The organism is Leifsonia sp. TF02-11 (assembly GCF_017565305.1).
Taxonomy (GTDB): domain Bacteria; phylum Actinomycetota; class Actinomycetes; order Actinomycetales; family Microbacteriaceae; genus Leifsonia.
The window spans coordinates 14,843-34,497 of the sequence record NZ_JAGEKP010000027.1 but is presented as its reverse complement, the minus strand read 5'-3'; the positions used below and the strand labels follow the sequence as shown (position 1 = coordinate 34,497).

General features: G+C 65.2%; 24 protein-coding genes. 10 read left to right on the top strand and 14 right to left on the bottom strand.

Annotated features, from left to right (window positions below; genetic code table 11):
* Positions 1-67: 67 nt before the first annotated feature.
* From JNB50_RS23145 to JNB50_RS23135, 3 genes are all read right to left on the bottom strand, one after another.
* Positions 68-589 (bottom strand): hypothetical protein, encoded by a 522-nt coding sequence (locus JNB50_RS23145; protein ID WP_208042446.1) that lies wholly within the window; start codon positions 587-589, stop codon positions 68-70.
* A gap of 388 nt (positions 590-977) precedes the next feature.
* Entirely contained in the window at positions 978-1,718 is a 741-nt protein-coding gene (locus JNB50_RS23140) for a hypothetical protein (RefSeq protein ID WP_208042445.1), read from the bottom strand.
* A gap of 47 nt (positions 1,719-1,765) precedes the next feature.
* Positions 1,766-3,019, bottom strand: a complete 1,254-nt coding sequence (locus tag JNB50_RS23135) for a GntR family transcriptional regulator (RefSeq protein ID WP_208042444.1) — start codon at positions 3,017-3,019, stop codon at positions 1,766-1,768.
* A gap of 224 nt (positions 3,020-3,243) precedes the next feature.
* Here JNB50_RS23135 and JNB50_RS23130 point away from each other — a divergent pair, with 224 nt between their 5' ends.
* Positions 3,244-3,768 carry a hypothetical protein gene (locus tag JNB50_RS23130; protein ID WP_208042443.1) on the top strand — a complete coding sequence of 175 codons (525 nt, stop codon included), beginning with the start codon at positions 3,244-3,246 and terminating at the stop codon, positions 3,766-3,768.
* A 2-nt stretch (positions 3,769-3,770) separates the two neighbouring features.
* On the opposite strand, the gene JNB50_RS23125 is transcribed toward JNB50_RS23130, so the two are convergent.
* From JNB50_RS23125 to JNB50_RS23115, 3 genes are read right to left on the bottom strand one after another with little or no spacing between them, the layout of a single operon-like run.
* A complete protein-coding gene (locus tag JNB50_RS23125) occupies positions 3,771-4,292 on the bottom strand; it encodes a hypothetical protein (RefSeq protein ID WP_208042442.1) in 522 nt (173 codons plus the stop codon).
* The gene (locus JNB50_RS23120) at positions 4,289-4,897 is read right to left on the bottom strand and encodes an RNA polymerase sigma factor (RefSeq protein ID WP_208042441.1); all 609 of its coding nucleotides are present in this window, start codon (positions 4,895-4,897) and stop codon (positions 4,289-4,291) included. The genes JNB50_RS23125 and JNB50_RS23120 overlap by 4 nt, the downstream gene beginning before the upstream one ends.
* Positions 4,898-4,950: 53 nt before the next feature.
* Positions 4,951-5,196, bottom strand: a complete 246-nt coding sequence (locus tag JNB50_RS23115) for a PLDc N-terminal domain-containing protein (protein WP_208042440.1) — start codon at positions 5,194-5,196, stop codon at positions 4,951-4,953.
* Positions 5,197-5,405: 209 nt separating this feature from the next.
* On the opposite strand from JNB50_RS23115, the gene JNB50_RS23110 reads away from it, so the two are divergent.
* From JNB50_RS23110 to JNB50_RS23100, 3 genes are all read left to right on the top strand, one after another.
* The gene (locus tag JNB50_RS23110; RefSeq protein ID WP_208042439.1) at positions 5,406-6,068 is read left to right on the top strand and encodes a hypothetical protein; all 663 of its coding nucleotides are present in this window, start codon (positions 5,406-5,408) and stop codon (positions 6,066-6,068) included.
* Between the two features lie 297 nt (positions 6,069-6,365).
* Positions 6,366-6,767, top strand: coding sequence for a hypothetical protein (locus JNB50_RS23105; protein ID WP_208042438.1), 402 nt, complete (start codon positions 6,366-6,368; stop codon positions 6,765-6,767).
* Positions 6,764-7,492 carry an RES family NAD+ phosphorylase gene (locus JNB50_RS23100; protein WP_208042437.1) on the top strand — a complete coding sequence of 243 codons (729 nt, stop codon included), beginning with the start codon at positions 6,764-6,766 and terminating at the stop codon, positions 7,490-7,492. Before JNB50_RS23105 ends, JNB50_RS23100 begins: the two co-directional genes overlap by 4 nt.
* 30 nt (positions 7,493-7,522) lie before the next feature.
* Here JNB50_RS23100 and JNB50_RS23095 read toward each other — a convergent pair whose 3' ends face one another.
* From JNB50_RS23095 to JNB50_RS23085, 3 genes are all read right to left on the bottom strand, one after another.
* Positions 7,523-7,819 (bottom strand): hypothetical protein, encoded by a 297-nt coding sequence (locus tag JNB50_RS23095; RefSeq protein WP_208042436.1) that lies wholly within the window; start codon positions 7,817-7,819, stop codon positions 7,523-7,525.
* 290 nt (positions 7,820-8,109) lie between these two features.
* Positions 8,110-8,886 carry a DUF2188 domain-containing protein gene (locus tag JNB50_RS25325; RefSeq protein WP_243768883.1) on the bottom strand — a complete coding sequence of 259 codons (777 nt, stop codon included), beginning with the start codon at positions 8,884-8,886 and terminating at the stop codon, positions 8,110-8,112.
* Between the two features lie 61 nt (positions 8,887-8,947).
* Positions 8,948-9,229 carry a hypothetical protein gene (locus tag JNB50_RS23085; RefSeq protein WP_208042435.1) on the bottom strand — a complete coding sequence of 94 codons (282 nt, stop codon included), beginning with the start codon at positions 9,227-9,229 and terminating at the stop codon, positions 8,948-8,950.
* Between the two features lie 103 nt (positions 9,230-9,332).
* On the opposite strand from JNB50_RS23085, the gene JNB50_RS23080 reads away from it, so the two are divergent.
* Together JNB50_RS23080 and JNB50_RS23075 are read left to right on the top strand one after the other, a co-directional pair.
* Positions 9,333-9,683, top strand: a complete 351-nt coding sequence (locus tag JNB50_RS23080; protein WP_208042434.1) for a hypothetical protein — start codon at positions 9,333-9,335, stop codon at positions 9,681-9,683.
* 34 nt (positions 9,684-9,717) lie between these two features.
* Complete coding sequence (locus tag JNB50_RS23075; RefSeq protein ID WP_208042433.1) at positions 9,718-10,368, top strand: hypothetical protein; 651 nt, start codon at positions 9,718-9,720, stop codon at positions 10,366-10,368.
* Positions 10,369-10,523: 155 nt separating this feature from the next.
* Here JNB50_RS23075 and JNB50_RS23070 read toward each other — a convergent pair whose 3' ends face one another.
* The 4 genes from JNB50_RS23070 to JNB50_RS23055 all read right to left on the bottom strand — a co-directional run bounded on the left by JNB50_RS23070 (position 10,524) and on the right by JNB50_RS23055 (position 12,525).
* A complete protein-coding gene (locus tag JNB50_RS23070; RefSeq protein ID WP_208042432.1) occupies positions 10,524-10,793 on the bottom strand; it encodes a hypothetical protein in 270 nt (89 codons plus the stop codon).
* Positions 10,794-10,952: 159 nt separating this feature from the next.
* Positions 10,953-11,375: a hypothetical protein gene (locus JNB50_RS23065; protein ID WP_208042431.1), complete on the bottom strand. Its 423-nt coding sequence runs from the start codon at positions 11,373-11,375 to the stop codon at positions 10,953-10,955.
* 139 nt (positions 11,376-11,514) lie between these two features.
* On the bottom strand, positions 11,515-11,829 hold the full coding sequence (locus tag JNB50_RS23060) for a hypothetical protein (protein ID WP_208042430.1): 315 nt from the start codon (positions 11,827-11,829) through the stop codon (positions 11,515-11,517).
* Between the two features lie 75 nt (positions 11,830-11,904).
* Entirely contained in the window at positions 11,905-12,525 is a 621-nt protein-coding gene (locus JNB50_RS23055; RefSeq protein ID WP_208042429.1) for a hypothetical protein, read from the bottom strand.
* Between the two features lie 234 nt (positions 12,526-12,759).
* Here JNB50_RS23055 and JNB50_RS23050 point away from each other — a divergent pair, with 234 nt between their 5' ends.
* Positions 12,760-13,104, top strand: a complete 345-nt coding sequence (locus JNB50_RS23050; protein ID WP_208042428.1) for a hypothetical protein — start codon at positions 12,760-12,762, stop codon at positions 13,102-13,104.
* A gap of 103 nt (positions 13,105-13,207) precedes the next feature.
* Here JNB50_RS23050 and JNB50_RS23045 read toward each other — a convergent pair whose 3' ends face one another.
* Positions 13,208-13,966 carry a hypothetical protein gene (locus JNB50_RS23045; protein WP_208042427.1) on the bottom strand — a complete coding sequence of 253 codons (759 nt, stop codon included), beginning with the start codon at positions 13,964-13,966 and terminating at the stop codon, positions 13,208-13,210.
* Positions 13,967-13,986: 20 nt separating this feature from the next.
* Between JNB50_RS23045 and ligD the strand changes: the two genes are divergently transcribed.
* The 3 genes from ligD to JNB50_RS25895 all read left to right on the top strand — a co-directional run bounded on the left by ligD (position 13,987) and on the right by JNB50_RS25895 (position 19,627).
* Positions 13,987-15,798, top strand: a complete 1,812-nt coding sequence (gene ligD / locus JNB50_RS23040) for a non-homologous end-joining DNA ligase (protein ID WP_208042426.1) — start codon at positions 13,987-13,989, stop codon at positions 15,796-15,798.
* A gap of 96 nt (positions 15,799-15,894) precedes the next feature.
* Entirely contained in the window at positions 15,895-17,112 is a 1,218-nt protein-coding gene (locus JNB50_RS23035) for a tyrosine-type recombinase/integrase (protein ID WP_208042425.1), read from the top strand.
* A 7-nt stretch (positions 17,113-17,119) separates the two neighbouring features.
* Positions 17,120-19,627: a site-specific integrase gene (locus JNB50_RS25895; protein WP_208042424.1), complete on the top strand. Its 2,508-nt coding sequence runs from the start codon at positions 17,120-17,122 to the stop codon at positions 19,625-19,627.
* The last annotated feature ends 28 nt before the right edge of the window (positions 19,628-19,655 follow it).

Below are 19,655 nucleotides of genomic sequence, written 5' to 3'. Positions count from 1 at the left end.
TTCGCGTCGAAGCGTGCCTTGGCCCCAGAAGGCGCGAGGTCCTCCTGTGATGTCGGGATGAACCGGCTCAGTCCTCCGTCGGCCGCGTCGCGAATCGGGCCCGCAGGCGTGCCTCCAGCAACTGCTCGTTCTGCAGAAGGAATCCGTACGGGTTCTCCTGCTGCTGCAGCTCCCTCAGGAACTCCTCCGGCAGGCCGTGCTGACTCGCCAACTCCTCGATCGGCATCGCTGCCGAATCCCGGCTCTGCGAGCTCTCCGCCCAGTCCGCCAGCCAGTCCAGAGACAGGCCGTTGGTCGCCCGCCACTCCTGGTACGCGTCCTCGCTCGTCGGTTCCGGGCTGGGCGTCACCAACTCCGAGAACGCGATCTCCTCCGCCTGCGCCTTCGCCGCGTTCAACCGGCCTGTCTTCTCCAGCACCGACTCGCTCGGGCTGTCCGGTCCGGCCAGGTCGGGGATCAGCTGAGCCACCCGGACTCCGATCTCCTCCCCGAGGTCCTCGAAGAACTCCTGCGGTCGTTCCATCGTCGCCAACGATGTCGGGGCGAGCCTCGCCCACCTCTCCATCGCCTGCCTGCCGTACAGGTTCATGCGTCTCTCCTTGTGTCTTCCAGAAGTCCTCGAAGCTGACTTGTCCCGACGAGAGCGCCTGCTCCGCCGGGGACGGGTCCGCCGTTCGCGCCTCGTCGATGCGGGCGTCCGCCGCCTGATCTCCCAGTCCCCACAGGTCGAACTCGAGCTGCGTTTCGGGGGGTGAAGCCTTGCGGCGTCTGCCTGCCATGCGGTGCCTCCTCGTGATGCTTGGACATCGCCGAGATTAACAACACCTGGCCGTGATTAACAGCACCTGGCCTGGGGAAAAGCCCCCAGTTCCAGTGGCGCAGACGGTTCTTGTAATTCGCTAGCTCGCACACCTCGCGGGAGTGCACGAACGCGGGGAGCCCGGCGCCTATTGCCGCGCTCAGGTCCGCGGTGCGCATCAGAGTACCTCCTCGGAACGCGGCTTGAGCGACACCGGTTTGCGTCGCCGGAGCGGTGACCGGCCTACGAGGGCCAAGTTGTCGTCCCCTCCTACGGGGACGAGATAGAGCTTGTAGACGTTGAAGAGGTCCCGATCGCGAGCTTTCGCCGTGATCCGCCTCCCGGCCGGGACGATGGCGTTGATCGCGGATACGAGGCCGGCCACTAGGCGCGGATCTTTCGTACTGGCGAGTGAGCTGATTTCCCAGTGCGGCAGCCAGCGCGCCGCCCCCAGCGAGCGGGAAGGCTCCGGTTCGTCCTCGTCCTTCGCCCGGGGGAGCGACTTCGCCCATCTCTCGTACCGCAGAAGCGGACGCAATATTGCGGCGAAGATACCCGCGATCACCGCAAGGCCCGCTCCCCAGGTGAGCGCAATTAGCGGGAGTAACGGCACTCCCGTCGCCCTGGCGATTGTCATCTCGACCGCAGCGGCCGCGACAAACGGGATCAGCAGTTTCAGGGCGGCGGTGAATACACGGGATGCGGGCATCACTTGCACAGCGGTCCGACGAGACGGCGTGAGGTAGAGCGCATTGAGGAGGCATCCCTGGATCCACGTGCTGATATGGACACCTGTCCTGATCTGCAAGCGGTCCGCCTGCGCGAGAAGCCGTTCTTCCTCGTCGGTCAGCGCGGCCGCAGCCTTTCGGCGCGCCCGGCGCGCCGCCTCGACGTAAGCGGTGATTGTGATGGCGGTCACCCGGAGCCGCCCCGCTCGCCCACGAACCCGCGTAGCAGCCTCTCGGCTCACCGCTCGGCCCTCAGTCGGGTCAACGGCGTCCCCGGCAAGTCGGCCGGGGAGGAGACTACCGCAATCGCGTTCTCGACGAGGCTTTGGGCCAGCTCGTCGAGAGCAGGACGGATGTCTGGACGCCCCGTGGTGTCGATCGTGACTTCGACGGGAACGTCGAGGCCAACCCGCTCTGCCTCGTCCTCGATCTGATTCCTGAGCGCCTCGCCGTATTCGGTCCACTCGCGTTCCTGCAACGCCGTCAGCGCGTCCTGGAGTGCGTAGGGCGCGAGTGCAGCTTCCCGCTCATCCAAGAGCCGAACGAACTCCGCGGCGAGGTCCGGACTTTTCGGCACGTACACCGAGGTCGCAAGGCGGTTGCTCCGCTCACCACGGATATCCGCTTCCAAGGTCGCGATGTTCTGTTCGTCGAGCCCCAGTGCTGTTGCGCCCGCTCGCCACGCGTCCCAGGACCACGCCGGCGTCTCCGGAGTGGTCGGGACGGGGTCGCCGCCGTCGCTGGGCTCATATACCCACACGTAGGGGCGCTCATCCACTTGTGGGAGCGCCGCATTCGCCGTCTCGTATTCGTCGTCAATCGCGACCTCGGCCTTGTCGTACTGGTCGTGAGCGAGCGTGTGCTCCGCAAGGATCTGGTCGACGTAGAGGGTGATGCGCAGCGGTTCAGTCCGATAGCGGGGGAGAACGTCACCGGGCGCGATCGCATTGACCGCGTTTCGGATGATGTCCGCCTCCCATGATCCGGGTCGCCCCGCGAGCAGGTTTTCGACGCCGCCCAGGTTCGCCGCCGCCCCTGCGAGGACCTGCAGAGCGATCTCACCGAAGTCGCGTCGCCGTTCCTCGCCAGATCCGGAGAGGTAGGTGGCTCGGGCGGCCGCGGTGAGCGCGTCGACGGCAACGCGCTCGTGGTCCGACAGGGCATCGGTGAGTTCGGTCTCCAATGTGCGTGCCAGCCCGGCGGCCCGCTCGGCGTCGATGCGCACCTGATGCGCACGCTCGGCGAGACCCACCAGGCCGAGCCGGCGAAGTGGCAAGGCTGCGACGAAGAACCCAACACCCTGACGCGACGTAACCAGGCCTTCGTCCTTCAAAGCCTGGTACGCATCACGGACCGTCTGAACGCTGTTGATGTCGTACTGCTCGCAGAACTCACGAATGGTCGGGAGCTGATCGCCGACCTTGTACCGGCCCGAGGCCAAGAGGCGTCGAAGCTGAGCGCGGATCTCCTCGTACACCGGGGTCGCTGTCATGATCGGGAGCGTAGCAGAGATATTGTGTTGGTTATCTAGATAAAGACCAATCCGGAACAAGCCGGCTTCCTCGTTGCAGGGTTCACCGCAACCCACGCAACCGCGGCATATGAACGCAACCAACCGGCTTCGCGCGGACATCCCCATGTAGGCGCTGGCGATCGCCAGCGCATAATCGGTCGGTGTCCCCTGGTGTGGCTCCGGCCCTGGCCTGAGGAGCACCCATGAAGCGCATCCTGGCGCTGGTCTGTGCAGCGACGGTCGCCGTCGCGCTGTCCGCTACTACTACGGCTGCGGCGGCTGTCCAGTCGTCGAGCGGGGACTACTGCGCGGTCCGAGTCGAGCCGCTCGCGTCGGACGCCGAGCCTGCAACCCCCGTTTGCTTTGAGACGCAAGCCGAGGTGGACGCGTACCTTGCCACCGTGACAGCACCGCAGCGGCTGGCCCGGAGCGCGGCGGCTGCGTCGAGCACCGTTCTCGGCACGGTATACAAGGACGCCAACTATTCTGGCGGCAGCCTGTCCTTCTACGGCACCGGCAGCTGCTCCGGGGTCACCTTCGGTTTTGCATCCGTGGATGCGGCATGGCAGAACGCGATCAGCTCGGCAAAGGCGTACGCCGGGTGTTTCGTATCCCTCTACAGCGCGCCGTCGTATGGGGGCAGCCAGCTGCTCTGCACGCCGAGCTGCGCCACCCTGGGCGCGTTGAACGACCGGGTGCTCTCACTGGTATTCCGTCCGGCGAGCTGAGGTTAGCGCTTCGGGGCGAGCCCGGCTGCCTGGCAGATCCCGGGCCGCCCCGGAATGACGGCAGGGCTGCCGTCATCCATGACACAGACCTGGAGTTGGGATGGCACCGGGTGGGGCCCCGGAGTCGCGGCGAGCTGGTCGGTGTGTTTGTCGAGCGCTCCACGGCGCCACATGTCCTGGCAGACGGTGATCGGGTCGGAAACGGTGCCTGCGCCGGTCGCTCCGTCGTGCATCGTCGCGGCTGCATAATCGAACTGTCCATCTGCACCGCGGTGGGGCGACGCGAGGCAGTAGACGATGTCCGAGTTCGTTACCCGTTGTGACTGCACTATCGCCGTTGCGGCGGTCGCGACTCCGCCGATCACGAGGACCCCGATGCCGCCCCAGAGAGCGAAGCGACGGCGTAACGTCGTGCGTCGGCGGCTGCTTTCCGTGCGGACCTGCGTCAACAGGGTCTCCCGGATCGCGTTCGTGCGGGCCTCGGTCATGTTTGGCATGTCGTCGTCGTCGTAGATTGGTGTCATTGTGGCGCTCCGTCCAGTCGAGCGGTGAGTTCGCTGCGGTCATCGCGCATCAGGTGACTGGGAATGCGGCGACGGATCTTCTCGCGGGCGCGGTGCAGCTTGGATTTCACCGTTCCTATGGGTATGTCCAGCAGAGCAGCCACGGTTGCAACCGGAAGCTCCTCGATCACGATGAGGTCGATGATGGAGCGCTCTTGCGCGTTCAGAGTGGTCATCGCGTCGTAGATGGCGCGCAGCTGGGCGTTCTGGTTCAGACGCTCGAGCACGTCATCGGCGTGATCGGCCTGTTCTTCGGGCTCGGGAAGCGCCGCGAGTAGGCGCCGCCACCGACGTGTGCCTCTCGCCTGATTCAGTAAGACGTAGCTTGTGACGCTCAGCAACCAGGGCAGAATCGCCCCGTCGACGATGCGGACTTTGGCTCGGCTGCGCCAGGCTTCGAGGAACACGATTGCGACCACGTCCTCGGCGTCGTGCACGCTCTTCAGCTGCGCGTACGCCTTGCGAAAGACCCGAATGCGGTAACGATCAAAGAGGACACCGAAGGAGCGCTCGGTGCCGGTTGTAGCCTCCAGCCAGAGAACTGCGTCTGTGCGTTCGTCGTCCACTCGAGAACCCCCGTCCAGAACGGACAGAGGCTAACACGTAGGGCTGACCCCACTCAGCGAAGGTGCGTGGTGATGGTGTTCTCGACGTGGCGCGTACGGTCGCCGAAGGCGTACCAGCACAGAACACCGAGCAGGGGGAAGAGAACCAGAGCGACAATCCACAGCACCTTGCTCCAGTACTCCATCTGGCTGGAGCGGACGATTTGGACCGCCGCAATCACGATGAAAGTCAGCCACGCCGCCAGGGCGACGAATCCGACGATGACGAGGACCCATCCGAGGACGTCAGGGGTGTTCATCAGACCCTCCTTCACATCTCGTGCGGGCGACGATCTGCCGCTCGCGAAGGCCTATGCCCGGCGACGATAGCACGCGAAAACAGCTTCACCTAGAGCGTCGGCGCGTCGGGAAATTGGTGGGAACCGGACCGGTTTTGCCGGACATCCCCTTGTAGAGACCTCCTCCCGGAGGCCCCTGATCCATTTCGTATTGGGGAAGGAATACACGGATGAAAACACTCAAGGACCGAGCGCTTCTGGGAGCGTTCGCGACCGCTGCAAGTGCAGCGCTCGTCGTCATCGGGGCGGCGATGCCTGCACAGGCAGCGACCACGAACTCATCGAATCTGGCGACGATCACGGCCGGTCAGACCAGCACCGGCACCCTCGTCGACCACACCTGTCTGTCGGCAGGCAAAGCAGCCTCCGCCTGCACCTACACCACAGGTGTGAGCCTCGGAACGCCCGATTCGGTCACGCGCGCCCAAGTCCTCGCGGACAGCGGCCTGTCGGCCTCGCAGAAGTCGGAGATCCTCGCGACCACATCGCCGAACGGCACCCTCGCCGTCTCATCGAACCACTGGTCGCAGTTCGTGACCGGCGCCGTCTACACGCAGACCCAGAACGGCACGTTCTACTACAACGGCTCGCGGGTCTGGGTCACACAGACCTACTCCGGGTACACCGGCTCCCACGCCTGCTTCACGAACTACGTCGTCCCGCCGTGGAATATCTCCAATATCGCCAAGAGCGACAGCGGATCGACCACGGCTCGCAACCTGTACTGCGGGTGGAACGTTGACCAGGCGGGCATCTTCACCTCGTCCTTCTCGATGACCGCCACCGTCCACACCAACGGCACCATCTCCGGCGCCGGCGCGACCGTCGGCTAAGTCCCGACTGGCGACGGCGGTCGCGAAGCTGGGGGAAAGGCTTCACTTCGGCCACGACTGCCGCGAAGGCCGCATCCACGGGTCCGACACGACTCATGGGTGCGGCCTTCCTCTTTCAACAGAACAGAACTTCGCGCTAAGAGACGATGGATCCTCCGCGCAGCGAGCGAGAACACTCAGGAAACACTCAACCTGACGTAACGTTCATTATCAGCGTTAGTTTTGGGTGCGATAACGGCTGCATTTCCAGCTGAACTTGCCGGTGCATTCCAACGTCTGCCGGTGTACGCTAACGGCATGGCGAAGCTCTCGACGGTCTCGGATCAGCGTCCCGGCCTGCGCGCACACGAGGAATCGATCGGTCTTCCATTCGACGACCTGGTCACCCGACTGCGCGACATCCTCGGCGTGCGCCTTGTCGGCTATATCGGCGGCGTGAAGTCGGCGAGGATGGTCTCCAGCTGGGCCGACGGCCACGGTGCGCCCGGCGAAAAGGATCAGGACCGGCTGCGCCAGGCGTACCACGCCGCGGCGCTGCTTCGGGAGCGCTACGACGCCGTCACGGTGCAGTCGTGGTTCAAGGGCATGAACCCGTCGCTGGGCGACACGGCGCCGGCACAGGTGCTGCGTGAGGGCGAGCCGCTGGAGGTCGCTCGCGAGGTGCTCGCGGCGGCGAAGTCCTTCGCCTACATCGGATGAGCCCGGTAGCACTGAACGTCTCGGGCGATCCGGGACGGGTATGGCGCGTCGGCTTCGAGCCAGACATGTGGGCGTGGACGCCGTGGCGGTACGCGACAGATGATGGGCTGTTCAATGGACGCTGGGACGACCAGCTCGGGCAGTTCCGCACGCTCTACACCTCGAACAGCCTGCGGGGGTGCTTCCTCGAGATGCTGGCGAAGCTGCAGCCGTCCGAGGCGCTCGAGACCGAGCTGGACGACTTCGAGGATGACGACGGGAGCGTCAGTCGCCATACCGAGGGCGGAAGCGGTGAGGTCGGGTACTCGTGGCTGAACGGACGGACCTTCGGCGACGCCGATCAGGACGGCCGGTACTGCTTCATCACGCACTCTGACAGCCTCGCCGCCCTGAAGGCCGGCTACCGCTTCGACCGCCACAGCATCGCCCTGGTCGACGTCGACACCGCGCTACTCAAGGACGCCCACGATCGGGTGCTGACCCGATCCATCGCGCACTGGCTCTACGATCTGCGTGACGACGACCGCAACGAGCTCGTCGACGGGATCGAGTTCCGCTCACGTCACGGCGACGAGATCCGGATGTGGGCGGTGTTCGAGCGCTCAGACGACGAACAGCGCAGCAGCCACATCGAACCAGTGAGTGAGCCTCAGCGGGTCACCCCGGAGACTGACGAACTCGTGCAGGCGTTCGACCTGCTCGGACTTCGCTGGGTGGAAGACTGAGGCCATGGCAGCACGATCGCGATCGGCGCGTCAGCCTTCCAGGGAGAGAACGCTCAGCAGCCGGTGATCCTCAGGGATCTGCGCCAAGAGGGCGGCCCGTGCCGCTGCATAGTCGGCTCCGCTTGCCTCAAGCTCGTCCACAGCCGCCAGCCGGATCTGCCCGGTCGCAATCACGCGGCCACCGCGCGGCATCGAGTTGTGCACTTGGACCAGCTCGTAGCCCTCGGGAACCTGCGCCTCGATCAGCTCGCGCGCGGCTTGTGCGTCGTCGGCCTCGGCGGTGAGCTCGGTCACGACTTTCGACTGGACCAGGCCCCGAATGCGCATGCATCAAGGCTACGTCGGGCCGCCGACGCTGCACCGGAACGGAGGCGTCTCCGCCGCCCGTCGTGAAAGCCTAAATCTCGACGGTCCCCTGGTGCTCGTAGTGGATCACGTCCCCCTCCCACCCCCGGAGCTCGAAGCGTTCGTAGCGCCCAATTGTGACTGGCAGATCGAACTGCCCCGGAGCCCGCCCGTTCAGGAGAGGTATCTCGCGACGCACCTCACGACCATCCGAGTAGTGCAGCACCGCATTGCCCACCTCGAACGGTCGACCGGGCTGCTCACTGGACATGTCAGCCCGGGATGTTGCGGGGGTCGTTGCCATGGCTGGAGCGGTCGCCGATCTGGCCATTGAGATTGTGCACGATGTGCTCGACGCCCCGTCGCACTGCTTCATCTCGTCCGGCGGCAATCGCGTCATCGCGGGTGTCGTGCGCTCCACCGATGGTTTCGCCTGTCCCCTCGATACGGTTGTGCCAGGCGCCGTTCTCGTGGAACGTTTCTACGTCTCCTTTGGGCATGTCAGCACCGTACGCCCGCTCATTCTGCGGCGCCAGGTACCGGTCGGTCCCTGGGATGCGCACGGGCACGTCAGGCCACGGAATAGGAGTAGCCGCGATCAGCGGGCGGCCAGTCACGCCCACCTGGCTATTGCGGAAGCCGACGGCAGCCTGCTTTTGCCGAGTTGCGCGATCAGGAATCGCGCGAAGGGCGGCGAGTTCGGCCCTGGCGCCTTCCAGGGCGCGCTCTAGCGCCACGCGCTCGGCGTCAGCAAGCCGAAGGCCGACCGCGTACAGGACTAAACCATCGTCGGTGAGCCGGTCGAGGCCGACAGGTGGAGGGAGCCGGTCGAGTCCCCCGCCTCCGAAACCTGCCGGAGCTGGATAGCAGGGTAGCCGCTCGGCACCGTCCAATAGCGGTACAGCGGGATCTACGAAGGCCCGATGCCAGGTCCACTCCGACGCCGCGCGCACCCGGTCCAGCTCGACGTAAAGCCACGCGAAGGTTTCCCGACCGTCGCGGATGCCGGCGTCGATGATCTCGATCGGCCCGTAGCGTCGCGTAGCCATAGTCACTCCCCTCACTACCTAGAAGGGCCGGGCGCGCAGCTGCCACGCTCAACTCACGCCGTCAGCGGCGCGGCGGTATGTGCCTACGTGGGCGGGTGCGCACGGCGTCCTTCCAAACCCATCCCTCATGCTTCTGCCCGTCCCTGGTGGTGAAGCGGATACGCACCGCATGTTCGTTCCATGCAAGAACCTCGACCTCCGGGCGAACTACCGCTTCGTGGAACCTCACAAAGGCGACCGCAGGTGTAGGAGCCGGCGACTCGATCGCGGGATCGTGGTCGAGGTCTACCTCCTCGTCAGTCAGCCACACCGGGCGGGGGCGAGTGATGATCTGCTCGATCACCCGATCCATGCCTGCGCCCGGATAACGCCGATTCTGACCCAATGTTCAACCTCCCGCCTTGCGACCCATTAGAACATATGTTCGAATCTTGGGGGAGGTTGCGATGAGAGTCCTGCGCGCCGGGGAGAAGGTCTGGTTGGTCGTCGACGACGTCGCGAGCAGAATCCATTTCGTCATCGAATACGGACCTGCAGTCAACCAGCTCACGCACGAGACACTCATGAAGTACCGGGTCGACCACTGGACCCTTAGACGCTCGGAACGATGGCCGTTGGGCTACTGGGACGAACTTGGAGCCGCTACTCGAGCCTGCGAGTTGGCGCTCGAAGAGCGCGCTTTCATTTCACCGGCGACAGCACCAGACGGTTCGATCGTGACTGCGGAGGAACAGCGCGAGCGGTGGCGAGTTGGCCTTGATCCACGCACGGGTGAGCCAATCGAGCATCGACACTGACCGCGTGTTGCCAGCACGGCGATATCGTCGCAGCATGGCGATATCGGAAAGCGCTGCGGCAATCCACCGGGCGCGTATCCGGACCTTCCTCGAACGGGTCGCTGATCGCTTTCCCGACAACCCGATCATCGCACTCCGGGAAAAGTACGGCCGCACTCTCGGTCTCGTTATCACCTGGGAGTCACAGGGCGATGGAACCTTCGCGGTCTCGGACCTGGAGACCCCCGACCTGGAGCGGCGCATCCTGGAAAGCGCCATCGTTGACTGTCGAGCGCTGTTCGCTCAGAAGGACACCTGCTATCTGCCCTCAGTTCTCAAGGCCTACAAGTCGCTGGTTGGGCCAGAGCGCGCTCGCAAACTGACCGACCTGTCGCAGTTAGTCAACGCCGTCGTGAGGGACGGAAGGCTGACCTCCCCCGTGATGTACTCCGGTCGGCTGGAGGAAGACAACGGGCTCGGCCCCGGGCGCCTCCTCGGCGATGATCAAATCGCCATGGACTACATCTACGGCGTTGCCTTCCATGACGATCCGGAGCGAGCGCAGCGATTGGCGAACGTCTCGGACACGGCCACCGTCCGGTTCGCCGTCATCGTGCAGCTCAATCAGCTCATCTATGCGGCCGAATGTCTGCGCGACCAGATCCACCACGACGTCAAGGCACGCTACCTCCGCCTCGATGAATGAGCCAGGCAGGCGAGGAACGTTTGGAAGCCGTCCGAGGAAGGTCAACGGCCGGGCCTCGGTGCCGCACTCGTGAGGCTGACCCGCTCTACCCTTCCTCGATGTCGCGCCAGTCATACACGGCAACGTCCGCGTCATCGCTCGCGAGCACGAAAGTCTCATAGGTGGTCCGCGATTCGTTCAGCGGGCGCTTGAACTCGCTCGGAAGGGTGGCCGTCCATCGCGACGATGCGGTAATGCTCAGTACGGCCGCCGGGGAAGCGCAGCAACGCGCTGCGCCAGCGCACGAGTCCGCCAAACTCTTCAAGGCCGTCGACGTCGCCCATCTGAATGACGATACTCACCGGCGTTGCAGGGGGGACAGGCATCACTGCTGAGATGAGGGGCGGAACTCCCACGGCGGTCAGGATGGTGACGATGTTGGCCATGTTGGCCGCCAGCTCGCTGGCGGCCCTCCGGGGAAGAGCGTGTGGCGACGGCCAAATGGCGGCCGCCCTTTCGGCGTCGTACATGAGGTGCAGTCATGCGGACTCTGTGCGGCGGCCCGATCACCGGCTGGGTTCACCAGTCCCATGGCTTGCGGGATCTCAACCGCGCTTGCCCTTCTTTCGCTGCTTCCGGCGCGGGGTGGGATGGCCCTTACCGCTGGGCTCATTCGCGAACCGGCCAGATGCGGGCGTCACACCCCTCTCAACGGCGTCAAGACCAGTGTGTTCTGCAGCGATCAACTGAAAGATGAGCTCGATGATGACGTAGCCGGCGCTCAGGAATCCAAACATGGCCCCAATCTGCACAACCCAGGCCTGCCACCCAAGAATCGCACGGCCATCGTTGACCGCAGTCCAGCACAATGACGCTGCCATAGCGCCCGCGAACGCACCGAATCCGACCGAGAGAGCCGAATAGCGCGAATACATGAACCTGCCAACTTTCACTCGCGGGCGACGCGCCGTGGCGCGAGCCTCTACCGCGATGATGAGAATGGCGATCGGCAGAGTCTGCAGGAGCATCCCCGCACCGTTTACTGATACCCAGGGCACAGCGGGACTCTATCTAGAGCGCTTCAGTGACGCGCCGCGTTCGCACGTCGAGTTGGCGCCCGGGGAGCTGTTCAGAAGCTGATGCGGACCGAGACGGCAATGCCTAGACCTAGTCCGTCTCCATCGACTGCCGTCGCGCGGTCACCATAGCGCCCAAGGTGGGGCGCAGCAGCTGTCGGAGGTAGGCCATGACGATCGAAGCACCGATGAGGACGATGCCGAGTGTGGGCAGGATGGCTCCGAGCACGCGGACAAGGATCTCCACGAACGAGAGCAGACCATTACTTACTCCCCCGGCCGAGTTGCTGGAGTCGACGAGGTAGTAGCTGAGGCTCGGGACAAAGATCACGAGCAGCGCGCCGACAACGGCCAGGCCGACGCCCCACCAGAGAACGACGTTGGGTCGAAGCTTGGACGAGTTCATCGTGTTGGTTCCTCCTACGGTCGGGAGCCGGCTCGCCATTTCTTCGGCGAGCCGGCTCCTTTCACCCTATGTGGGTCAGGCGCGCCAAAGGTATGCAGCCCCGGTTACGCCGGACAGCGAGAATCCCTGCATTTGGGTGTAGGCCAACACGTTGCCCCACGGAACGCTGTAGTCCCCGCCCGAGCAGCCTGTCGAGTACCAGGCTGCCGCGTGACTGGAGTTGTAGCCGCGGCCGTTGGTGCACAGCTCGACGTCCGAACCGTTCTCCCAGTGGTACTGGCGGTTGTACCCGTTATATCCAGCAACCGCGCATCCCTGAACGCTCGTCCACCAGGTCCCAGGGCCGGCGACCGAACGCACCGTTTCCCCGCAGCCAGACATCGGCGCCATGACCTTTCCGAGCGTCTGGGTCTTGCCTGCCCGGTCCGCGGCCTGGACATCCGCGATGACCTTCGGAGCGTCCCCCGCCTTGACGTTCACGACGACCTCGTGGCCGGACGGAACAGCGATCACCAGCGGACCGGAGAACGTCGACGGGTCCAGGGCGACTGCAGGCGGCGCTACGTCTGCAGTGACCGCCTGGGTGGCTGCTGCCGGCGCCGGCGTGGCATTGGCTGCGGGCGCAATTGCCAGCGTGCTGATCGCTGCCGCCACAACAGCGACACCAAGGGCGAACTTCCTCGTTCTTACTTGCATTCCTTGCTCCTTACGGATCCCGCGCAGCATCGACCGCCTCGTGAGCTGCCGCTCCCGAGCGAGACCCCATCACATCCAGCGACCGAACCCCCGCCGGTCGACTTACGGAACCTATCGTCAGGCTATGGATCACAGTCACCGAAAACGATTCCTGTGAAACCGCTTCACATTCGCTAGACTCCGCCGTCTACCCACTCGCCCATTCAAGAGTTACTCTGGAAGAGAGGAGGACGAATGCGCCCCACCATTTGGGTTCTCATTGGGCTCGTGCTCGCGGCTGCGCTGGCGTCCTGGGCTTTTGTCGCGGGCGCGCCGATGGGCCTCTATCTCGCGATCGCGTTCTGGATCGTCATCTCGATCGGCACGATCATCAGGATCATTTCGGCGGCGCGTGGGCGGAAGGTCAAAGCTGCCGCCCAGCCTGTCGTCGACGGCGTCGAGACATGGGAGAGCTTGTACCTGAACCATCGACCACCCCGTCTAGCCACGGTCGAGGCTCCCCCATACACGGCCACCGAGCCGACCGACTTCAACTCGCGGAGTGGGATCGACCTCGACCGGAAGCGGGCCGAGCTCTAGCGATCGGCCCCGCGATCGAGGGCTGAGCTTGCGATTGGCTGCGGGAAGGCTCGATGGCCGGCCTTGAACCCCGCACCCGGCAAGCTGCGTCAGTAGTTAAGCCCTACCAGGGAGTGTTCTCCCCTGGGCCGGGGCGGCGCGTCGCCTCGGGTATCCCTGGGCGCAGCGTGGGCGGCAGATTGAGCCTCTCTGACTCCTCGTTGATCCGGGTGAGCGCCGCCTGATCATCGACCAGCTCCATGATGATCGCGACGGCGAGCATAGCTGCCATAGCGGCCATGTTCGTCGCCGGGCCTCGGAGCGCGTGCGAGGGTTCGTGGCGTAGCAACAGGTCGTCGGCCTCGCCGGCGAAGTAAGAGGTCTGGGTGGTGGAGCGCACATGCACCGCGAGAGACAGACTGCCGTAGGAATTCTCGAGGAAGCGCTCTTCGTCGAGATCACGCATCATGTCAGTGAACGATGGCAGCCCCCTCCCCAGCGGGACCGTGATCGCTGCGGCCGTGGCGAGCAGCCCGTCGTCGCTGAACCATTTGCCGACCATCTCGATGTTCTCCTTCTCACCGCGGATCATCGAGACCCGCAGCTTTGAGAGTCCGTCGTACCGATGGAACGCCCACTGGGCCGTGACCGCGTGCTCCAGCGCCGCTCGCGCGAGCACCATCGCCTCGCGTTCGAACTCTGAGTCGACCAGCAACACATAGGCGCGCGCGTGCCTGATCGTTTGGACGCAGATACCCCAGAGCTGCTTGAACACAACTTCGTCGGCGACTCTGACGACAAAGTCGTCGCGGTCGATGAGCTCTGACGCCTCTCGAATCCAAGCGATCCAGTCGCCCTCGGTCGGTCGAGGTTCAGAGTTCATTGACGCCTCGGATCATTGGAGTGGACAGCGATGTGCTGGATGAGTTGTCCCCAAGCTGCGTGAGCCTGATCGACGTCGGGATATCGGCCGAGGTGCCACCGACCCTCCGGCAGACCCTGCAGCTTGTAGTCGACCACGAGTTCAACGTCGTGCTCTCCCTGCCGGGTAACGGGGATGAGACTCGTGATGTGATCGGGGTTGATCCATCGCGCGGGAGGCGGCCCACCCAGCGCAGCGTGGATGAGCGGAGCGTCGGCCGCGGCCGGCGGAAAGGCGATGAGAGCCACGCGCGACAGCGTAGTAGGACCCTCGTCCGCGAAGGGCCAGGGCGGTACGGTCATGCCATGGTTGCGACCACGCTCGTCGACGTCGACGGCCGTCGTCTGCGCCTTACCAACCTGGACAAGGTCCTCTACCCAGAAACCGGGACCACCAAAGGGGACGTCATCCATTACTACGCGAGCATCGCGCCGGCCCTCCTCCCCCACATCGCAGAGCGGCCGGTGACTCGCAAGCGTTGGCCGGACGGCGTAGGCACTGCGGCCGCCCCCGTCGAGGCCTTCTTCGAGAAGGACCTCGGCATGGGCGTTCCCGGTTGGGTACTGCGTGAAGCGATCCTCCACTCCGGCGGTAAGAAGCGTTACCCCGTCGTCGTCGATCGCGCGACGGTCGTCTGGCTCGCCCAGAGCGCGGCGCTCGAGCTGCACGTCCCGCAGTGGCGGTTCGACACTGAACGCCGGCCGACGCGGATGGTGCTCGACTTCGACCCGGGCGAAGGAACCGGTCTGGCCGAGTGCGCTCAGGTGGCTCTGTGGGCGAAGGCGATCCTCGACGACATGGGCCTTGCAACTTTCCCTGTGACCTCTGGCAGCAAGGGCATCCACGTCTACGTGCCTCTCGACGGCCGACTGACCTCCGACCAGGTCTCGAACGTCGCGCATGAGCTCGCGCGCGCACTCGAAGCGGATCATCCGGAGGAGGTCGTATCGAAGATGTCGAAGGAGAAACGGGTCGGGAAGGTGTTCATCGACTGGTCGCAGAACAACGCGAAGAAGACGACCATCTCCCCGTACTCGCTGCGCGGTACCGCCCGGCCCTTCGCGGCCGCGCCCCGCAGCTGGGACGAGATCGCTGCGCCTGGACTCGCGCAGCTCGACTTCGCCCATGTGCTCGATCGCTTTGAAGAAACAGGCGATCTGCTCGCCGACCTCGACCCCTCCCCCGCTGTTCGCCCACCTGAGCCTCTGCGAGCCAAGATCGACCTGGCACGCGCCAAAGCCGCTGAACGCCTCCCAGACGCCGCCGCACTGCCCGGAGGGAGCAGATACGAGCCGAAGCTCGACGGCTGGCGCGCAGCAGCTGTCGTCGACACCGAGGGAGTAACCCTCTGGTCCCGGCAGAAGACGAATCTGACCGAATCGTTTCCTGACGTCGCTGCGGCGATCGCCGAACAGGCAGATGCCGGCGTCGTGCTCGACGGCGAGCTGGTGCGCTGGCGCGAAGGGCGACTCGATTTCGACGCGCTGCAGCGCCGTTTTGCCTCTGGTAAGCAGCGTCGTCGGCAGCTGATCGCTGAGGAGCCGATCGACTTCGTGGTATTCGACGTACTCGCTGCGGGCGGCCGCGATCTGCGCGGCCTGCCCTACGACGAACGTCGCCGCACTCTCGAACAACTCGCGGCCGGGTGGCAACCGCCGCTGAGCATGATCGACGCCACTGCGGACGCGGCTGAGGGCCGGCGGTGGTTCGAGGAGCCGCTCGAGAGCGGAATCGAGGGCGTCGTCGTCAAAGGCGGTGCGCAGCCGTACCGCGGCGGCCAGCGCGACTGGTGAGTTAACTGCACCACCAGCGCGTTCGCCACAACGGGCCATCTCGCGTTGGTAGACCGGTGGTGCGGTCCGTGACCAGCCGTGGCGAGGAGCATAAGTGTGAGCGAACCGGACACCCCGAAAGACCCGGTCGGTCTCGGCCTGCGCACAGGCGATGTCCCGCTAGCGCGGGTGGGAAGTGTGCGCGCCGGGCCGGGCCCGATGGAGCCGTACCTGCTGCTAGATGAGGAGGGTCGGGTCGTCGAGTCGGTCAGCGCGTGGGTGCGCTACATGGTCGTCGGCGACCACAGCCCGCGCACGATCCGGTCGTACTGCTACGCCGCGCTCACCTGGTTCCGGGTGCTGTGGCAACTCGACGTCGGCTGGGAGCGGGCGACTGAGGCAGAGACAGCCGCTCTGGTGGGCTGGCTTCGCGTAGCGCCGAACACCCAGCGTCGCCGGCAGGCTGGTGCCCCGGCAGTAAACCTCAAGACTGGGAAGCCGAACCTCGGCCTGGGCTACAGCGCGGCGACCATCAATCTCACGCTGGCCGCGGTGCGCGGGTTCTACGACTTCCATGCGCACTGGGCTCGAGGGCCGGTGGTCAACCCGGTCCCGGAGTCGCCTGCTCGGCGTCGCGCGCTCGCTCACCGCAGCCCGCTTGAGCCTCGTCAGGCGTACCGGCGCGGGGCGTACAGGCAGCGCGCACATTCGCGCGCGCCGCGGTCGATCCCAGATGCGATGTGGGACGAGTTCTTCGCGCAAATGCCGAGCGACCGTGATCGGGCGTTGGTCGCTTGCTATGTCAGCTCTGGAGCGCGTGCCGAGGAGCTGCTGGGAGCCCAGATCGAGGACGTTGACTGGGCCGGACAGCGGATGTCAGTCGTCTCCAAGGGCTCGCGTGAGCGGCGTCTCGTCCCGCTATCTCCCGAGGCCATGACGTGGCTCAGCCGGTACCTGCGCATCTTCGACGATGCATCCAGCGGACCGCTCTGGAGGACCATTCGGGGAGAGCCGCGCCCACTGACCTACAGTGCCGCCCGCCGGGTTCTGCAGCGCGCGAACGGCAGGCTTGGGACGAACTGGACGCTGCACGATCTCCGGCACACGGCGGCGATGCGCATGGTGAGCAGTGGCGTCCTGACGCTACCTGAGGTGCAGGTTGTGCTCGGTCATGCTGACCTGCGGACCACGAGCATCTACACCACCCCGCGCATCGAGGAGGTCATCGACAAGGTGCATGAACACTACGCACGTCCCGCGCCGCCACGACCACGCTTCGCGTCCGGTTACGCCGCCGAGGACATCGCGATCATCTTCGGAGATGCCGGTGAGTAGGGCGCTCGTGTCCACGACCGGCGTCTGGAGCCGGAGGGAAGCACCCCAAGGCGACGACACCCGCCCCGGGTCGCCTTCGAAGAAGTCGTGGGGCAGCGCGGAGATCGTTGAGCCGCGCGCGCCTCAGCCTCGCCTGCCGCAGCCGCTCGGAGATTTGAGGTCGGCGTCGGTTGAAGCCCTGGTCTCCGCGGCCTGCTCCGTGCTTCCGCGGTCGGCCACTCAACTCGACAAGCGCGCGCGCTCCATCCGGCGTTTCACCGAGCACCTGAGCACCTTCCCCGGTGACACCTGGCAGCAGCGGTGGGACGCGAGCGGCTGGGAGACCTCAACGAGCGCGCTCGCATCGCTCAACCCTGCACCGGCCGCAAGCTGGACGATGACCAGCGGCTTCTCCTGGCTCGTTGCCCTCCGGGTCCTGGTCCCGTCGCTTCGCGTACTGCGGACCGGTGCGATCTCCGACTTCTTCAAGATCTTCATCGGGAGCCAACGCGGCGACGACGACCTGGCTGCTCTCACTGCTGCGATCGAAGCTGCCCCGGTAAGCGCGAAGTCGCGCCATCAGACCCTCACCGACCTCTCCTACATGCTCGCCATCCAGGCCATCCCCGCCTCGGACATCACACCCGGCGGCTTGATGCACTTGGGGCTGGCGTTGCGGGAAGTCAGCACCGCGCGGGATAAGAACACCCGCAAGCTGGCGGGAGCCCTGGTCTGGCAGGTGCTGTTCGACGCCGGCAAGTTCCCGGAGGGCACGCCCGTGACCATGCGCATCGCCACGGTGGGCGGGCGTAAGAGCGTGGCAGAAATGGTCGACTCATACGGCGTCTCCAACGCCGGGGTGCGCCAGCTCCTCATCGACTACATCACCCACCGCGGGGCCCTTGGGATGGACTACTCGACCCTCAGTCGTCTGGTCCGGGCTTTGACCCGCAACTTCTGGTGCGTGATCGAGCGGATGAACCCCGACCAGTCGAACCTGGACCTTGATGAGACTACATACGAAGCGTGGCGCTCTGAGATTGACACTGTGCAGACCCCGGAGGGACTGCGTCCTCGGCAGAGCGTCTGGGATCTCCTGATCACCGTGCGCGCGCTCTACCTCGACATCCAGAGCTGGGCGATCGAGGACCCGGCACGATGGGGGCCGTGGGTTGCCCGCTGCCCGATCCCGCCCATCGCCAGCCGCGGCTACAGCGCAGGGAGGCGTCGCCAAGCTGAGCGGATCGCCGATCGCACACGCACGCGGCAGCCGATGCTGGAGATACTGGTCGAACACGTCGTAGCGGTGCGTGATCAGATGAGCGCGCTTCTCGCCGCGGCCGAGTCATCTGCTGGAGCCGAATTCGAGGTGAACGGCGTCCGCTACCTGCGCGTCGCGCCGCCGCCGAGTGCCGCAAAGAATCCAGACGGTGGTCCGCGCGCACGACCCGGTTCAGCTCTGGAGCGGGAGACTGAGACTGGCGTGCTCCGGATTCAGCCGGCCGACGGCGGGCCCACCATCGAGATTCAGGGCGAGGAGGCCCGGACCTTTTGGACCTGGGCGATCGTCGAAGTGCTACGCCTGACTGGCATGCGGCACGAGGAACTGCTGGAGCTGTCCCATTTGTCGGTCCGGCAGTATCGGCGGTCAAACGGCGAGGTGGTCGCACTGCTCGTCGTGAGCCCTTCCAAGACAGACCGGGAGCGAGTCATCCCAATGTCACCCGAACTTCTCCACGTGATCGCCCAGGTAATCCGCAGACAGACCGACAAGCTCGGAGCGATTCCACTCGTGCACCGGTGGGACCCACACGAGCGCCAACACACCGAAGCGATGCCGTTCCTCTTCCAACGCAACCGTGGTCACACTACTGGTGTGATGAGTCCGACCACCGTCGCCAGGATGATACGCCGGATGTGCCAGGAGGTCGCGGAGCGCTACCCGCAGTTCCAGGGACTGACATTCACGCCGCACGACTTTCGACGCTTGTTCGCTACGGATCTCGTGAACAACGGACTGCCTATCCACATCGGAGCAGCACTGCTCGGACACGCAAGCCTGCAGACAACTCGCGGCTACGTCGCCGTGTTCGACGAGGACGTGGTCCGTCACTACCAGCTCCACCTGACCCGACGGCGGCAACTGCGCCCCAAGGAGGAGTACCGCCGCACCTCCGCCCAGGAATGGCATGAGTTTGAGGAGCACTTCGACAAGCGCAAGGTCGAGCTCGGCGGCTGTGGACGTCCGTACGGCACTCCGTGCGCGCACGAGCACGCGTGCGTGCGCTGCCCGATGCTGCACGTCGAACCTCAAATGGTGCCCCGAATGGACGAGATCGAAGCTGACCTCTTGGCGCGTCAAGAGCGTGCGGTGGCGGAAGGCTGGCATGGGGAGATCGAGGGGATCGAGGTCACACTCGACCACTTACGCAGCAAGCGCGAGCGTGTCACACGACTCAGACCCGTCGGACCAGTCGCTCTCCCCTCGCCGGTTCTGCGACCAACCGATGAACCGAGGGGGCCACAAACACGATGATCTTGAGGAGCCAACGTTGCCGCGGTGG

Bases quoted from the DNA above. Each gene is read 5' to 3' on its own strand.
- JNB50_RS23045 (WP_208042427.1), bottom strand. From the start codon at position 13,966: ATGAACTCTGAACCTCGACCGACCGAGGGCGACTGGATCGCTTGGATT.
- JNB50_RS23080 (WP_208042434.1), top strand. From the start codon at position 9,333: ATGAGAGTCCTGCGCGCCGGGGAGAAGGTCTGGTTGGTCGTCGACGAC.
- JNB50_RS23075 (WP_208042433.1), top strand. From the start codon at position 9,718: ATGGCGATATCGGAAAGCGCTGCGGCAATCCACCGGGCGCGTATCCGG.
- JNB50_RS23145 (WP_208042446.1), bottom strand. From the start codon at position 589: ATGAACCTGTACGGCAGGCAGGCGATGGAGAGGTGGGCGAGGCTCGCC.
- JNB50_RS23050 (WP_208042428.1), top strand. From the start codon at position 12,760: ATGCGCCCCACCATTTGGGTTCTCATTGGGCTCGTGCTCGCGGCTGCG.
- JNB50_RS23125 (WP_208042442.1), bottom strand. From the start codon at position 4,292: ATGACACCAATCTACGACGACGACGACATGCCAAACATGACCGAGGCC.
- JNB50_RS23100 (WP_208042437.1), top strand. From the start codon at position 6,764: ATGAGCCCGGTAGCACTGAACGTCTCGGGCGATCCGGGACGGGTATGG.
- JNB50_RS23095 (WP_208042436.1), bottom strand. From the start codon at position 7,819: ATGCGCATTCGGGGCCTGGTCCAGTCGAAAGTCGTGACCGAGCTCACC.
- JNB50_RS23060 (WP_208042430.1), bottom strand. From the start codon at position 11,829: ATGAACTCGTCCAAGCTTCGACCCAACGTCGTTCTCTGGTGGGGCGTC.
- JNB50_RS25325 (WP_243768883.1), bottom strand. From the start codon at position 8,886: ATGGCTACGCGACGCTACGGGCCGATCGAGATCATCGACGCCGGCATC.
- JNB50_RS23110 (WP_208042439.1), top strand. From the start codon at position 5,406: ATGAAAACACTCAAGGACCGAGCGCTTCTGGGAGCGTTCGCGACCGCT.
- JNB50_RS23105 (WP_208042438.1), top strand. From the start codon at position 6,366: ATGGCGAAGCTCTCGACGGTCTCGGATCAGCGTCCCGGCCTGCGCGCA.
- JNB50_RS23135 (WP_208042444.1), bottom strand. From the start codon at position 3,019: ATGACAGCGACCCCGGTGTACGAGGAGATCCGCGCTCAGCTTCGACGC.
- JNB50_RS23130 (WP_208042443.1), top strand. From the start codon at position 3,244: ATGAAGCGCATCCTGGCGCTGGTCTGTGCAGCGACGGTCGCCGTCGCG.
- JNB50_RS23065 (WP_208042431.1), bottom strand. From the start codon at position 11,375: ATGCTCCTGCAGACTCTGCCGATCGCCATTCTCATCATCGCGGTAGAG.
- JNB50_RS23070 (WP_208042432.1), bottom strand. From the start codon at position 10,793: ATGGCCAACATCGTCACCATCCTGACCGCCGTGGGAGTTCCGCCCCTC.
- JNB50_RS23115 (WP_208042440.1), bottom strand. From the start codon at position 5,196: ATGAACACCCCTGACGTCCTCGGATGGGTCCTCGTCATCGTCGGATTC.
- JNB50_RS23055 (WP_208042429.1), bottom strand. From the start codon at position 12,525: ATGCAAGTAAGAACGAGGAAGTTCGCCCTTGGTGTCGCTGTTGTGGCG.